Raw genomic sequence first — 15086 nt, 5'->3', positions numbered from 1 at the left:
CCCCTACCGGAGCAGCACCCCCGCGCCCTCCCCCGTCGTCTCCTCCGGCAGGGCCGCCAGGCCCAGTTCCCCCGGGTGGGCGAGGAGCGGATGGGAGGGGCGGACGCGGACCGTGCAGCCGAAGGAGCCGGTGCGGTCGAGTGCCAGGGTGCCCGCGTACGGCTGCCTGCCCTCCAGGTCCGGGCCGCCCGCCGGCTTCAGCGGGACGGTACGGGTGTCGGCGAGGGTGTCGTCGGCGTCGACCCGGCCGGTGACGGCCTGCACCTCGACGTCGTCGGGGGCGAGGGCGCCGAGGGCGACCCGGACCCGGACGACCGGTGTCGCGCCGAGCTCCGCGTCGGCGAGGTCGTCCGCGAGGTCGTCGCCGACCTCGACGTGGTCGACGGTCACCTTGGGCCAGGCCTCCCGGACCCGGGCCTTCCAGGCGGCGAGGTCCCGCGCCCGGTCCGGGGTGAGCGCCCGGCGGGCGGCCGCGGCGGGGACGTACAGACGCTCGACGTACTCGCGGACCATGCGGTCGGCGAGCACCTTCGGGCCGAGGTCGGTGAGGGTGCGGCGGACCATCGCCGTCCAGCCGGCCGGGACGCCGTCGGGGCCCCGGTCGTAGAAGCGGGGGGCGACCCGGCGTTCGATCAGCTCGTAGAGGGCGGCGGCCTCCAGGTCGTCGCGGCGGTCCTCGTCCGCGGCGGCGGCCCCGTCGGCGGTGGGGATCGCCCAGCCGAAGTCCGGCTCGAACCACTCGTCCCACCAGCCGTCGAGGACGGAGAGGTTGAGGCAGCCGTTGAGCGCGGCCTTCATGCCGCTGGTGCCGCAGGCCTCCAGGGGGCGGAGGGGGTTGTTGAGCCAGACGTCGCAGCCGGGGTAGAGGCCGCGGGCCATCGCCATGCCGTAGTCGGGCAGGAAGACGATCCGGTGCCGGACCCGGGGGTCGTCGGCGAACCGGACGAGTTCCTGCACGAGCCGTTTCCCGCCGTCGTCGGCGGGGTGGGCCTTCCCGGCGACGACGAGCTGCACCGGCCGCTCGGGGTGCAGGAGCAGCGCCCGGAGCCGGTCCTTGTCCCGCAGCATGAGGGTGAGCCGCTTGTAGGAGGGGACCCGGCGGGCGAAGCCGATGGTGAGGACGTCGGGGTCGAGGACGGAGTCGGTCCAGCCGAGTTCGGCGGCTGCCGCTCCGCGCTGCCGCCAGGACGCCCGCAGCCGCTCCCGTACGTCGGTCACGAGCCGTTCGCGCAGGGTGCGGCGGAGTTCCCACAGCTCGCGGTCGGCGGGGTCGGGGCCGAGCCGGCCGACCTCGGGGGCGACCCAGGTGGGGGCGTGGACGCCGTTGGTGATGGAGGTGATCGGCACCTCGTCGGCGTCGAAGCCCGGCCAGAGCCCGGCGAACATGGCCCGGCTCACGGCCCCGTGGAGGGTGGAGACGCCGTTGGCGCGCTGGGCGAGGCGCAGGCCCATGGCGGCCATGTTGAAGACGCCGGGTTCGCCGCCCAGCGGGGTCTCGTCGCCGAGCGCGAGGACCTTCCCGGTGTCGACGCCGGGGAGCGCGCCGTCCTCGCCGAGGTGGCGGGCGACCAGGGTGCGGTCGAAGCGGTCGATGCCGGCCGGGACGGGGGTGTGGGTGGTGAACACGGTCCCGGCGCGGACGGTCTCCAGGGCACTCTCGAAATCGAGTCCCTCGCCCTGGAGTTCGCGGATGCGTTCGAGGCCGAGGAAGCCGGCGTGGCCCTCGTTGGTGTGGAAGACCTCGGGCGCGGGGGCGCCGGTGAGCCGGGTGTACGTACGGACGGCGCGGACGCCGCCGATGCCGAGCAGCATCTCCTGGAGGAGCCGGTGCTCGCTGCCGCCGCCGTACAGCCGGTCGGTGACGCTCCGTTCGCCGGGGGCGTTCTCCTCGACGTCGGAGTCGAGCATGAGGAGGGGGACGCGGCCGACCTGCGCGATCCAGAGGTGGGCGTGCAGGCTGCGCCCGCCGGGCAGGGCGAGGGTGATCCGGGCGGGGGCGCCGTCGGCCTCGCGGAGCAGGGTGACCGGCAGCTCGCCGGGGTCCAGGACGGGGTACTGCTCCTGCTGCCAGCCGTCCCGGCCGAGGGACTGGCGGAAGTAGCCGTGCCGGTAGAGCAGTCCGACGCCGATGAGCGGGACGCCGAGGTCGCTGGCGGACTTGAGGTGGTCGCCGGCGAGGATGCCGAGGCCGCCGGAGTACTGGGGCAGGGCGGCGGTGACGCCGAACTCGGGCGAGAAGTAGGCGATGGCGGCGGGCGCGCCGGCTGTTCGTTCGGAGGCCTGCTGGTACCAGCGGGGGGCATGGAGATAGGTGTCGAGGTCCTCGGCGGCGGCCCGGAGCCGGGCCAGGAAGTCCTGGTCGGCGGCGAGCGCGGCGAGCCGGGGGGCTTCGAGGGCGCCGAGGATCCGGGCGGGGTCGGTGCCGCCGGAAGGCGTCGCCGGGCCGGGGGGTTCGAGGGAGTCGAAGAGGGCGCGGGTGGGTTCGTGCCAGGACCAGCGCAGGTTGTGCGCGAGGTCGGCGAGGGGTCGAAGGGTGTCGGGGAGGACGGGACGCACGGTGAATCGACGGATTGCCTTCACGCGTTCCACCTTCGCAGGCGAGTACGGAGCGGAGTGGACGCACCACGCTGTGCGTCCGTCGTTCCGCTCAGACGTTAGGGCACACCGCTCCCGCCGTGCGACGGCGCACGGGGAGCGGTGGGGCGCGTGTCAGCCGATGGCCGGCAGGGGGACCTCGTACGGGGAGCCCTGGTTCACGGTCGCCGGGTCGAAGGCGCCGGTGGCGGCGTACCGGCTGGCGATGGCGGCGAGTTCCTCGGCGGGGATGACCTCGTGGATGTCGGTGAAGCCGTGCGGGGCGCGCGCGTGCGCGAGGTCGATGACGACCTCGGGGCCCATTTCGCGGTTGGCCCGCTGGAGCGCGGTGGTGACGGGGCGGCGGTCCCGCTCGTAGGCGGCGAGGCCGTCCTCCGGGTCCGCGTGCCGGGCGAGGGCGTGGGCGAGGGCGCGCGCGTCGACGACCGACTGGGTCGCCCCGTTGGAGCCGGTCGGGTACATGGCGTGGGCGGCGTCGCCGATGAGGGTGGTGCGTCCGTGGGTCCACCGGCCCAGGGGCTCGCGGTCGACCATCGGGTACGCGTACGCGGAGTCGGCGGCGCGCAGGATGTCGGGGACGCTGACGCCGTCGAACTCCCAGCCCTCGTAGAACGGGAGGAACGTCTCCACGGGGACGGACCGGTTCCAGTCGCCGAGGAGCCGCTCCTCCCCCGAGGCCGTCCCGGACCCGCACGTGTGCTCGGCCGGGCGGGCCACCGCCCAGTTCACCAGGACCTCCCGGTCGGGCCCGGTCGGCCGGCCCATCGGGTAGACGACGGCCTTCTGCCGGTCGTCGCCGGCGATGAGCATGAACGAGCCCACCGCCCTGGCCGGCATCCGGGACACTCCCCGCCACACCAGCATCCCGTTCCACGACGGCCCGCCCTCCCCCGGGTGCAGCGCCGCCCGCACCGTCGAGCGGATGCCGTCCGCGCCGACGAGGACGTCCGGTTCGAGGGAGGCGCGGCCGTGCACGGCGCCCTCCCGGTGTTCGAGCCGCAGCCGGGGCCGCCCGTCCGGTGTCGGCTCCACGCCGCTCACCCGGACCCCGGTGACCAGGGCGGCGGGGCCGAGCCTGGCTCGCACGGCGCCGGCGAGGACCTGCTGGAGGTGCCCGCGGTGGACCGAGAGCTGCGGCCAGTGGTGGCCCGCGCCGAGGCCGCGCGGCTCCCGGGATATCAGCCCGCCGGAGCGGTGGTAGTAGCGCAGTTCGCGGGTGCGCAGGGCACCCGCCTCCAGGGCGTCGAGCAGGCCGAGCGCGTCCAGTTCGCGGACGGCGTTCGGCATCAGGTTGAGCCCGGCGCCGACCGGGCGGATCGCGGGCGCCGCCTCCACGACCGTCACCCGCTCGAAGCCGGCGGCGTGCAGGGAGAGGGCGGCGGTGAGGCCGGCGACGCCGCCGCCGGCGATCACGATGTGCGGGCTCTGCCCGTAGTCCGGTGCCGGACGGCGGCCACGGCCGTGGACCGGCAGGAACGCGGAGGGGGTGTGGGGGGACATGACGACTGCTCCTTCGGCGCCGCTACGCGGCCGACGGCCCGACGGGGGCCCCTGCGGGACGGCGCCGCACGGTCGCGCGGCGCACCATGGTCTCGTTCTCCCTGGTCAGATCCAGGATCGAGCGCAGCAGCGCGACCGGGGCCCCGCCGCTGCCCTCCTCGTACAGCCGGGTCTCCTCGCTGTAGGCCTTGCGGGCGATGCCGAGGTGCCGGGCGCGGAAGGTCTTCAGGAGGCGCAGCACCCGGCCGAGTGCCTCCGCCGACGCGGTCAGCGAGGGCGGCAGCCGGTCCGCGCCCTCCCAGCTGACGGCGGCCGACAGCTTGCTCACCGCCGAGACCCCGCCCCGGTGCCGGGTGTGGAAGGCGCGCCAGGCCGGCAGCGCGTACGGCACGGACTCGGCGAGGAAGGCCTCGTAGGAGGGGTCGGAGCGGTCGCACTGCCACAGCGTCAGGTCGACCAGCCAGAGCGGCACCTGCGCGGCGGCCGGGCCGAGGTAGTCCCGGCCGTCCACCTCGATCTCCTCGAAGTAGGGGCGCAGGGTGACCGCGAAGTACTCCGGGGGCACCTGAGCCACCGTGAGGTCGATGGAGTCGACCATCGCCCGCACATGGCGGGCCACCCGGTCGAGGGCGGTGGCGAAGCCCGGGTCGTACGGTTCGAGGCGGGCGACCCGGCCGCAGTCGTCGAGCGCGGCGACGAGGCCGGGGAAGACCATCCGTACCGCGTCCTGGAGCCGGGCCTCCGTCAGGTGGCCGGTGTACGAGCGGCGGCGGGGGCCGGGCGGGTTCCAGGTCGTGTAGTGGTGGACGGTGTCCCTCGGCACCATGTCGGTGCGGCGGCCGAGGAGTTCGAGGACGGGCAGCGCCTCGGGCACGGCGGCGAGGGGCTGTACGCCGTGCCGTTTCAGCGAGCCCATCAGGATGCCGAGGTCCCGCATGGCGGCGAGCGCGTGGCCGACGCTCCACTGGGCGGCCCGGTCGATGTCCGGCACGAGGGCGCGCAGCGCGACGGTGAGCGCGGCGACGTCGGCGTCGGCGTTCATCGCGGGCACGGCGGCGAGCAGGCCGTCGGCGCCGAGCGGGTCGGCGGCGCGTATGTCCTCGGTGCGGTGACGCGGATCGCCCAACAGCACGGGGGGCTCCTGTATGCCGGGGCTCGGTTCGCCGAAGAGGCACGGCGCACCGGCCGGTGGTCGTGGGCAGTGTTCCTGGTGGGGGGCGGATCAGCGGCGGTCCGGGACCCGTTGCCCGGGGGACGGTTCCGGAACCCGTCTGGGCGGGTGGAGGCGTACGGAGAGGAGTGCGGCCGCGGCGGCGAAGGCGGCGCCGGTGAGCAGGGCGGCGCGGTGTCCGGAGGTCTCGGCGGCCGCGCGGGCCGCGTCGACGGCCTCCGTACGGCTCGTGGCGACGGCCACCAGGACGGCGAGGCCGAGGACGGAGCCGAACTGCTGGCTGGTGTTGACGAGTCCGGAGGCGAGTCCGGTCTCCTCGGCCGCGGCCTCCGCCGTCGCCGCCACGTTCGTGGTGACCGTGACGAGCGGCAGGGCCGCGCCCAGGAGCAGGCTCGGGGCGAGGACGGTACTCGCGAAGCCGCCGTCGGGGGTGAGTGCCAGGGCCAGCCACAGCGTTCCCGCGCACAGCAGGACGAACCCCAGGGTCATGGTCCGGTGCAGGCCGATCCGGAAGATGAGCCGGCCGGTCTGCGGGGCGACCGCGACGACGACGAGCGACAGCGGCAGCAGGCCGAGGCCGCCGCCGAGGGGCGCGTATCCGAGGACGTTCTGGAGGTAGAGGCCGACCAGGAAGAACATCGGGAACAGGGTCGTCTGGGCGAGCGCGGCCAGGGTGTTGGACAGCCGGAGCGCGGGCCGGGTCAGGACGGACGGCGGGACGAGGGGCGCGGCGGCCCGGGCTTCGACGGCGGTGAAGGCGAGCAGCAGCGCGAGTCCCGTTCCTCCGGCGCCGAGGGTACGGGCGGACAGCCACCCGGCGTCGGCCGCGCCGACGAGCGCGTAGGCGACGAGTCCGAGTCCGGCGGTGGCGGTGAGCGCCCCGGCGAGGTCGAAGCCGCCGTGCCGGGCGGGGCCGGCGCGGCGGTCGAGGACCAGGCGGGCGAGGACGGCGAGGGCGGCCGCGAGCAGCACGTTCAGCCAGAACGTGGAGCGCCAGCCGAGGAGGTCGGTGACGACGCCGCCGAGGACCGTGCCGAGGACCCCGCCGAGGCCGCCCATCGCGGCGAACGCGCCGAGCGCCCGGTGCCGGGCGGGCCCCTCGGGGAAGAGCAGGAGGAGCAGGGCGAAGGCGGCGGCCGCGGCGAGCGCGGCGCCGACGCCCTGGACGGCACGGGCCGCGACGAGGGCGTCGGCGCCGGGGGCGAGACCACCGGCGGCGGAGGCGACGGCGAGCAGGCCGAGGCCGCCGAGGAAGACCCGCCGGTGGCCGAGGAGGTCGGCGATCCGGCCGCCGAGGAGGAGGAGTCCGCCGAAGGTGATGAGGTAGGCGTTGGCGACCCAGGAGAGGCCCGTGGAGCCGGCGGTGAGGTCCTCGCCGACGGACGGCAGCGCGACGTTGACGATCGCGGTGTCCATGATGAGCAGCAGCTGGGTGGCGGCGAGCAGGGTGAGTGCCCCGCGCCGTGGTGCCGGTGCCGTCGTCACCGGGTCGTCCCGAGGCCGTAGCCGTCGAGACAGGCCTGGGCGAGGTTCTCGCAGTCGTCGGCGGCGCCGGCCCAGGTCTGCATGGTCAGATAGACGTGCGGGGCGCCGTGGTAGAGGCGCTCGTACTGTTCGTGGCGTCCGGCGAACTCGGAACCGAGGGCGTCCCAGGCGAGCTTGAGGAGTTTCACGCGGTCCTCGGCGGGGTGGCCGGTGGTGCCGAAGTAGCGGCGGACCAGCGGCCCGAGTTCGGGGTGGAGGAGGTCACGGCCGCTGGCGGGCAGCTGGACGAGGGCGCCGCCGGCGAGAAGCCTGATGTCCTGGACGGCCCGCGGGTAGAGCTCGCCGGCCATGATCCGCTGGGCGAAGGAGATGTCCTGCCCGGGGCGGACGCCGCCGCGCCCGCCGTCGACCTCCTCGTACGAGGCCTCGGCGGCGAGCACGAAGGCCTTGGCCTGGGCGACCATGCCGAGGAGCCGGCCGACGGCCTGGGTGACGGGCGGGAGGCTCTCGGTGCCGTTCGAGCGGGTGATGAGGATCGCGAGTCCGGTGAGGAACTCCAGCTTGGTCCAGAAGCGGGTCGCGGACTGGTGGACGAAGTTGAGGTAGGCGGGGGTCTGCCACCAGACGGCGCCGGTGATGGCCGGGTCGCGGTGGGTGAGGACCCGTTCCCAGGGGACGTGGACGTCCTCGCAGACCAGCATCGCGTCGTTCTCGTCGTACCGGGAGGACAGCGGGTGGTCGAAGACGGACCGGGAGCGTTCCTCGTACGAGGTGCGGGAGATCAGCCGGAGGCCGGGGGTGTCGAGCCGTACGGCGAAGGTCAGGGCGTGCGCGAGGTCGTCGGCGGGGAGCGGCTCGATGGTGCCGACGAGGATCTCGTCGGCGAAGACGGCGCCCGTGCCGACCGTCTTGGCGCCGCGGACGACGATCCCGCCGTCCCGTTCGGCCACGACCCGCAGGGTGAGGTCCTCCCCGCCGTGCCCCGGGGGCGGGTTGCCGAGGGTGAACGCGCAGTGCAGATCGCCCTCGGTGAGCCGGCGGTGGAAGGCGAGGGCGTGCTCGGCGCCGTCGAAGGTGCCGCCGGTGAAGACGGCGGGCGCGGCGGCGAACCCGGCCGCGCCGGCGGCCATGTAGTCGGGGGTCCGGCCGAGGAAGCCGAAGCTGGCCCGGGCCGTGGTGCGGAAGGCGCGGCGGCGGGCGACGAGGTCCTCGTACGAGCGGGGCACGGCGTACGCGCGGCGCACCCCGCCCTGGACGAGGGCCGGGTGGTGGACGGGGTCGTCGGCGAGGTCGTAGAGCCCTGCGAAGGAGGCCGCGGTGGACCGGAAGGCGGGGTGGGCGGTGACGTCCTTGACCCGTTCCCCGTCGAGCCAGATCTCGCGCCCGTCGCGCAGCCCCTCCAGATACTCCTGCCCGGACCTCGTCACCGGTGTGTCGCCTCTCCTCGGGTGTCACGGCTGTGCCGGTCCCGAGCCTGTCCGGGGCGACCCGTCCGGACAATGAGCGTCCGTCCAGGGGTCCTTAAGAACCGGCCAGGGAATCCCGAAGATGTCAGGTCGGTGGATCCGGGGCGGCGCGGACGCCCGCCGGGCACCGCCCGGACGGCCGGCCCGCGGCCGTTCCGGAGGGCCGGTCCGCCGCCCTTCAGGCGGCCCGGTCGGCTCCCGCGCGGTACTCCCCCGGGGTCACCCCGAACCATTTGCGGAAGGCGAGGTGGAAGCCGACGGCGCTCTGGTAGCCGACCCGGGCGGGCACCGCCGACTGCGGCAGGGAGGTCTCGGTGAGGAGGCGGCCCGCCTCCTGCATCCGGCGGGCGGCGAGGTAGCGGGCCGGCGACTCGCCGACCAGGTCGCGGAAGGAGGCGGTGAAGGCGGAGCGGGACATGCCGACCTCCCTGGCGAGGGAGTCGATGGTCCAGGGTTCGGCGAACCGGGTGGCCATCATGACGACCGCCCGGCTGATCCCGGGGTGCCGGAGCAGCGGCAGCGAGGCCGGGTTGCCCGCGAGTTCGCGGAGCAGCGGCCGGAGCGCCAGGACCAGGGCCATCTCGAAGGCGCGCAGGGTGATGAGCCGGTCGCCGGGGCCGACGGGCCGGTCGGGGGCGGCGAGCAGCCGCAGGGTGTCGCGGAGCAGCGGCTCGCGGTCGACCTGCGGTCCGTCGAGGACGAGTGCCCAGGGCAGCGAGGTGTAGAGGCCGGTGGCGGCGCTGGCGTCGTAGTGCAGCCCGGCGCAGAGCAGCCGGGATTCGGGGCCGCTGCCCTCGATGACGATCTCGCCGGAGGTGCCGGGAAGCCGCTCGGGCAGGACGGCCTTGAGCGGGAGGCCCTGGCGTTCGGGCCGGTCGGAAAGCCGGTGCGCGGTGCCGGTCGGGAAGACGACGAGGTCGCCGGCGTGCAGTTCGACCGGGGCCTCGGCCTCGGTGGTGATCCAGCAGTCGCCCTCGACGACGTAGTGGAGGACGGCGCAGCTGCGTTCGGCGTCGCCCTCGATGGCCCAGGGGGCGCGGACGTGCCAGCGGCTGTCGAAGACTCCGGTGAGCCGGAGGGGTTTGAGCAGTTCGCTCAGCAGGTCGTCCTGCTCTTCCTGCTCGGGCTGCTGTGCGTGACGGTCGGTTCCCACGATTGCCATGGACGATCCTTCAACTTCCGCCCCGGTTTGTTAATTGAACGGCCGAAGCCGCGGCGGCGAGCCTGGAGGGACGCCGACACGACAGCCGGGAAAGTCTATCGAAGGGCCTCAGACACACATGTCCAGTGAGATTCCGATGCGGGTGGCGGTCGTGGGCGCGACAGGGTTCCAGGGGGGCGCGGTGGCCCGCCTTCTCGCCGAGCGGCACCACCGGGTCCGCACCCTGACGCGGCGGCCGTCGGCGGACCGGCCGCCGCTGCCCGGGGCCGCCTTCCTCGCCGGCGATCTGGGACGGCCGGACGACGTGCGGCGGCTCTTCGAGGGGACGACGCACGCGTTCATGACGATGCCGCTGGTGTACGAGAGCGAGCGGGTGGAGGCGTACGCGCGGAACGTCGCGGAGGCGGCCCTGGAGGCGGGCACGGAGCGGCTGGTCTTCAACGCCAACACCCGGATCCCGCTGGGTCCGACGGACGTGGCCGCCTTCGAGACGCGCCGGCTGGCGGAGCGGGTGCTGCGGGACAGCGGGGTGCCGCTGGTGGTGATCCGGCCGCCGGTGTACCTGGACAACCTGTTCTCGCCGTGGAACGGGCCGGCCCTGGTCGACGACGGCGTGCTCGCCTATCCGCTGCCGGCGGCCGCGCGGACGGCGTGGCTGTCGCACCGGGGCCTGGCGGAGGCGGCGCTCGCGGCGCTCACCCGGGAGGACCTGGAGGGCCGGACGTTCGACATCGGCGGGGAACGCTCCCTGACGGGCGGCGAGCTCGCGGCGGCGTTCGGCCGGGGGCTCGGCCGGGCGGTGCGGTACGAGGAGCTGGATCCGGCCTCTTTCGAACGGAGCCTCGCCGAGCTGCTCGGCCCGGAGACGGCGGCCGGGGTGGCCGGGATCTACCACTTCATGGCGAGCGGCGCCGATCCGCTCCTGATGGCGGACGACGACGGCGTGTCCACGGAGGTCCTGGCCCTCGAACCGCCCCCGGTGGAGGAATGGGTGGCCCGCCAGCCCTGGCAGGTCTGGTCCTCCGACACCCTTCTCTCCTGAGGGCTCGGTCCGGCGCGAACAGGCCCCGCCCCACAAGGGCGGGGTCTTTTCTTTGTCCGGGTCCTGTGCTTGCCGCTTCGGCTACGCCCTAGTAGTTAACAAAGCGCCTGGATTGCCCGCCCGAAGACCGTGGAAGGCTCCTGCGGTACCCCTCGAACCTCTCTCCCCGTGACCCCTGTTCATCCCTGTGGACCCCCCATCCGAGTGAACGCGGACAGGAGCGGCCATGCCCGCAACCCGTCGGCCGTCGACGGAGCTAGAAAGAGCGCACAACCACCACCCGCACCCCCGTAACCCGTCAGGTGATGCTGTGAATCCGCTCATGGGACGCATTCCCGTACTGGACGTACGCCCGCTGGTCGACTGTGGCCGACGCCCCGCCAAAGCGGTGGCCGGAGAGACCTTCGAGGTGACGGCGACCGTCTTCCGCGAAGGCCACGACGCGGTCGCCGCCAATGTCGTGCTGCACGGCCCGTCGGGCCGCCCCGGCCCCTGGACCCCGATGCGCGAACTGGCCCCGGGCACCGACCGCTGGGGGGCCGAGGTCACCCCGGACGCCGAGGGCCTGTGGACGTACACCGTCGAGGCGTGGAGCGACCCGTTGGCCACCTGGCGCCACACGGCGAGGATCAAGATCCCGGCCGGGATCGACTCCGAACTGGTCCTCGCCGAGGGCGCCGAGCTGCACGAGCGGGCCGCGAAGGGCGTCCCGAAGAAGGGCGGCGCCCGGGAGGCCGTGCTCGCCGCCGCGGACGCCCTGCGCGACGCGTCCCGGCCCGCCGCGGTCCGGCTCGCGGCGGCCCTGAACCCCCGGGTCGTCGAGTCCCTCGACCGGCATCCGCTGCGCGAACTCCTCTCGTCCTCGCCCGCGTTGCCTCTCCAGGTGGAGCGGGAGCGCGCCCTGTTCGGCTCCTGGTACGAGTTCTTCCCGCGCTCGGAGGGCGTGCGGAAGGTCAAGGGCCGTACGGTTCCCGGGAACTTCCGTACCGCCGCCGAGCGGCTCCCCGCGGTGGCGGCGATGGGCTTCGACGTGGTCTACCTGCCGCCGGTGCACCCCATCGGCGAGACCCACCGCAAGGGCCCCAACAACTCCCTCTCCGCGGCGCCGAACGACGTCGGCGTGCCGTGGGCGATCGGTTCGCCGGAGGGCGGCCACGACGCGCTCCACCCGGACCTGGGGACCTTCGAGGACTTCGACGCCTTCGTGGCGCGGGCCCGGGAGCTGCGTCTGGAGATCGCCCTGGACTTCGCGCTCCAGTGTTCCCCCGACCACCCGTGGGTGGAGAAGCACCCGGAGTGGTTCCACCACCGCCCGGACGGTTCGATCGCGTACGCCGAGAACCCGCCGAAGAAGTACCAGGACATCTACCCGATCGCGTTCGACGTCGACATGGACGGGATCGTCGCGGAGACCGTGCGGATCCTCCGCCACTGGATGGACCACGGGGTGCGGATCTTCCGCGTCGACAACCCGCACACCAAGCCGGTGGTGTTCTGGGAGCGGGTGATCGGCGAGATCAACGCCGCCGACCCGGACGTGATCTTCCTGGCGGAGGCCTTCACCCGGCCGGCCATGATGCGGACGCTGGGCGCGATCGGTTTCCAGCAGTCGTACACGTACTTCACCTGGCGGAACACCAAGGAGGAGCTCACGGAGTACCTGACGGAGCTGTCCGGTGAGACGGCGGCGCAGATGCGGCCGAACTTCTTCGTGAACACCCCGGACATCCTGCACGCCTACCTCCAGGAGGGCGGCCGGCCGGCGTTCGAGGCGCGTGCGGTGCTCGCGGCGACGCTGTCGCCCTCGTGGGGCATGTACGCCGGGTACGAGCTGTGCGAGGGCACCCCGCTGCGGGACGGGAGCGAGGAGTACCTCGACTCGGAGAAGTACCAACTTCGCCCGCGGGACTGGGAGTCGGCGGAGCGCGCGGGGGCGACGATCACCCCGCTGATCACCGCCCTGAACCGGATCAGGCGGCGTCACCCGGCCCTGCGCCGGCTGCGGAACCTCACCTTCCATGACGCGGACAACCCGCAGGTGATCGCGTACAGCAAGCGCTCGGGTTCGAACACCGTTCTGGTGGTCGTCAACCTCGACCCGCACCACACCCAGGAGGCGACGCTCTCGTTGGACATGCCGGAACTCGGCCTCGACTGGCACGAGACCGTGCCGGTGCGCGACGAGCTCACCGGCGAGACCTATCACTGGGGCAGGACCAGCTACGTGCGCCTAGAGCCGGGTGTCACACCCGCGCACGTCCTCGTCCTGCGACCGTCCCCGCAGACCGGAGGGTCACCCACATCATGACTGTCAACGAGCCCGTCCCCGACACCTTCGAGGACACCCCCGCCAAGGACCGCGATCCCGACTGGTTCAAGCGGGCCGTCTTCTACGAGGTCCTCGTCCGGTCCTTCCAGGACAGCAACGGGGACGGCGTCGGCGACCTGAAGGGCATCACGTCCAAGCTGGACTACCTCCAGTGGCTGGGCGTGGACTGCCTCTGGCTGCCACCGTTCTTCAAGTCCCCGCTGAGGGACGGCGGCTACGACGTCGCCGACTACACGTCGGTACTGCCGGAGTTCGGCGACCTGGCCGACTTCGTCGAGTTCGTCGACGCGGCCCACCAGCGCGGGATGCGCGTGGTCATCGACTTCGTCATGAACCACACGAGCGACCAGCACGAGTGGTTCCAGGAGTCGCGGCGCGACCCGGAGGGGCCGTACGGCGACTACTACGTCTGGGCCGACGACGACAAGCAGTACGCGGACGCCCGGATCATCTTCGTCGACACCGAGTCCTCGAACTGGACCTTCGACCCGGTCCGCAAGCAGTACTACTGGCACCGGTTCTTCTCGCACCAGCCCGACCTCAACTACGAGAACCCGGCGGTGCAGGAGGAGATCCTGTCCGCGCTGAAGTTCTGGCTGGATCTGGGGATCGACGGCTTCCGGCTCGACGCGGTGCCGTACCTGTACCAGCAGGAGGGCACCAACTGCGAGAACCTCCCCGCGACCCACGCCTTCCTCAAGCGGGTCCGCAAGGAGATCGACGACCACTACCCGGACACGGTTCTGCTCGCCGAGGCCAACCAGTGGCCGGAGGACGTCGTCGACTACTTCGGCGACTTCCGCTCCGGCGGCGACGAGTGCCACATGGCGTTCCACTTCCCGGTCATGCCGCGGATCTTCATGGCCGTACGGCGCGAGTCGCGCTACCCGGTCTCGGAGATCCTGGCCAAGACCCCGGAGATCCCCTCCGGCTGCCAGTGGGGCATCTTCCTGCGCAACCACGACGAGCTCACGCTCGAGATGGTCACGGACGAAGAGCGCGACTACATGTACGCCGAATACGCCAAGGACCCGCGGATGCGGGCCAACATCGGCATCCGGCGCCGTCTCGCCCCGCTCCTCGACAACGACCGCAAGCAGATGGAGCTGTTCACCGCGCTGCTCTTCTCGCTGCCCGGCTCGCCGGTGCTGTACTACGGCGACGAGATCGGCATGGGAGACAACATCTGGCTGGGCGACCGGGACGGGGTCCGCACCCCGATGCAGTGGACCCCCGACCGGAACGCCGGCTTCTCCTCCTGCGACCCGGGACGGCTCTACCTGCCGGCCATCATGGACCCGGTCCACGGCTACCAGGTGACCAACGTCGAGGCGGGCATGGCCTCGCCGTCCTCGCTGCTGCACTGGACGAAGCGGATGATCGAGATCCGAAAGCAGAACCGGGCGTTCGGGACGGGGACGTACACCGAACTCCCGGCGTCCAACCCGGCGGTGCTCGCCTTCCTCCGTGAGGACGGTGACGATCTGGTCCTCTGTGTGAACAACTTCTCGCGGTTCGCGCAGCCGACCGAACTCGACCTGCGACGCTTCGACGGCACCCAGCCGGTGGAGTTGATCGGAGGGGTGACGTTCCCGGCCATCGGCCAGCTCCCCTACCTCCTGACCCTTGCGGGACACGGCTTCTACTGGTTCCGTCTCAAGAAGGGCTGACCGCTGGTCAGTTCGGATTCGTCCTGGGTGGGACGGTTTCCTCCCGTCCCACTCTGGGCACTGTGACCCACACACGTTCCGCAGCACGATTCAGGTCCATACGGGCCTTATTGCCGGGCCCATACGGATCTTCCCCTTCCGACACGTCCCGCACATCCGGACAGCCCCAGCCGCCATCCGGGACACTCTGCGCATTTGAACGCACACGACAGCCAACTGCGCGCCCCGGGGAAAGGACGCGATGCCATGCCGGAGACCGCATCCACCACCCGGGCCCCGGACGCCCTCCTTCCGTCCCTCGCTCCCCTGCTCCACGAATGGCTGCCACGGCAGCGCTGGTTCGCGGGCAAGGGCCGCCGAGTCACCGGATTCACGCTGGACGCGGCCACCGAGCTGCTGCCTCTGGACGGCGCGGGCCCCGGCCTCCTCCATCTGCTCGTACGGGTCGAACAGCCGGGCCGCCCGGCCGGAACACCCGCCGACTGCTACCAACTGCTCCTGGGCGTGAGGACCCAGCTCCCGCCCCGCCTCGCCCCCGCCCTGATCGGACGGATCCGGCAGGGGCCGCTCGCAGGACGCGCCGTGTACGAAGGGCTGCGCGACCCGCGGCTCGCCGGCCTCCTCTACGAGCGACTGCGCACCCCGGGCCGGACCGGCCCCCTGCAC

Annotated in this window: 10 protein-coding genes; 4 read left to right on the top strand and 6 right to left on the bottom strand. The window is 73.1% G+C overall.

Annotated elements, in window-relative coordinates; translation table 11 throughout:
* Nucleotides 1-3 precede the first annotated feature (3 nt).
* From glgP to AOK00_RS03115, 6 genes are all read right to left on the bottom strand, one after another.
* Complete coding sequence (gene glgP / locus AOK00_RS03140; protein WP_055598786.1) at nt 4-2580, bottom strand: alpha-glucan family phosphorylase; 2577 nt, start codon at nt 2578-2580, stop codon at nt 4-6.
* A gap of 129 nt (nt 2581-2709) precedes the next feature.
* Nucleotides 2710-4095: an FAD-dependent monooxygenase gene (locus tag AOK00_RS03135; RefSeq protein WP_079041818.1), complete on the bottom strand. Its 1386-nt coding sequence runs from the start codon at nt 4093-4095 to the stop codon at nt 2710-2712.
* Between the two features lie 22 nt (nt 4096-4117).
* Entirely contained in the window at nt 4118-5224 is a 1107-nt protein-coding gene (locus AOK00_RS03130; RefSeq protein ID WP_055598800.1) for a monodechloroaminopyrrolnitrin synthase PrnB family protein, read from the bottom strand.
* A 93-nt stretch (nt 5225-5317) separates the two neighbouring features.
* The gene (locus tag AOK00_RS03125) at nt 5318-6751 is read right to left on the bottom strand and encodes an MFS transporter (protein ID WP_055598785.1); all 1434 of its coding nucleotides are present in this window, start codon (nt 6749-6751) and stop codon (nt 5318-5320) included.
* Entirely contained in the window at nt 6748-8178 is a 1431-nt protein-coding gene (locus AOK00_RS03120; protein ID WP_055598784.1) for a 4-hydroxyphenylacetate 3-hydroxylase family protein, read from the bottom strand. The genes AOK00_RS03125 and AOK00_RS03120 overlap by 4 nt, the downstream gene beginning before the upstream one ends.
* Nucleotides 8179-8395: 217 nt before the next feature.
* Complete coding sequence (locus AOK00_RS03115; protein WP_055598783.1) at nt 8396-9379, bottom strand: AraC family transcriptional regulator; 984 nt, start codon at nt 9377-9379, stop codon at nt 8396-8398.
* A gap of 118 nt (nt 9380-9497) precedes the next feature.
* On the opposite strand from AOK00_RS03115, the gene AOK00_RS03110 reads away from it, so the two are divergent.
* The 4 genes from AOK00_RS03110 to AOK00_RS03095 form a co-directional block, all read left to right on the top strand.
* A complete protein-coding gene (locus tag AOK00_RS03110) occupies nt 9498-10421 on the top strand; it encodes an SDR family oxidoreductase (RefSeq protein ID WP_079041817.1) in 924 nt (307 codons plus the stop codon).
* 322 nt (nt 10422-10743) lie between these two features.
* Nucleotides 10744-12729 carry an alpha-1,4-glucan--maltose-1-phosphate maltosyltransferase gene (locus AOK00_RS03105; protein WP_063886509.1) on the top strand — a complete coding sequence of 662 codons (1986 nt, stop codon included), beginning with the start codon at nt 10744-10746 and terminating at the stop codon, nt 12727-12729.
* Nucleotides 12726-14420 (top strand): maltose alpha-D-glucosyltransferase, encoded by a 1695-nt coding sequence (gene treS, locus AOK00_RS03100; protein WP_055598780.1) that lies wholly within the window; start codon nt 12726-12728, stop codon nt 14418-14420. Before AOK00_RS03105 ends, treS begins: the two co-directional genes overlap by 4 nt.
* Before the next feature lie 246 nt (nt 14421-14666).
* Nucleotides 14667-15086: maltokinase N-terminal cap-like domain-containing protein (locus AOK00_RS03095; protein WP_437441380.1), on the top strand; the 420-nt coding region annotated here is incomplete at its 3' end.

The sequence above is a fragment of the Streptomyces aureus genome (assembly GCF_001418135.1).
GTDB classification, from domain to species: Bacteria; Actinomycetota; Actinomycetes; order Streptomycetales; family Streptomycetaceae; genus Streptomyces; species Streptomyces aureus_A.
The sequence above is the reverse complement of the archived record's forward strand: the minus strand, read 5'-3'. Positions and strand labels throughout refer to the sequence as shown.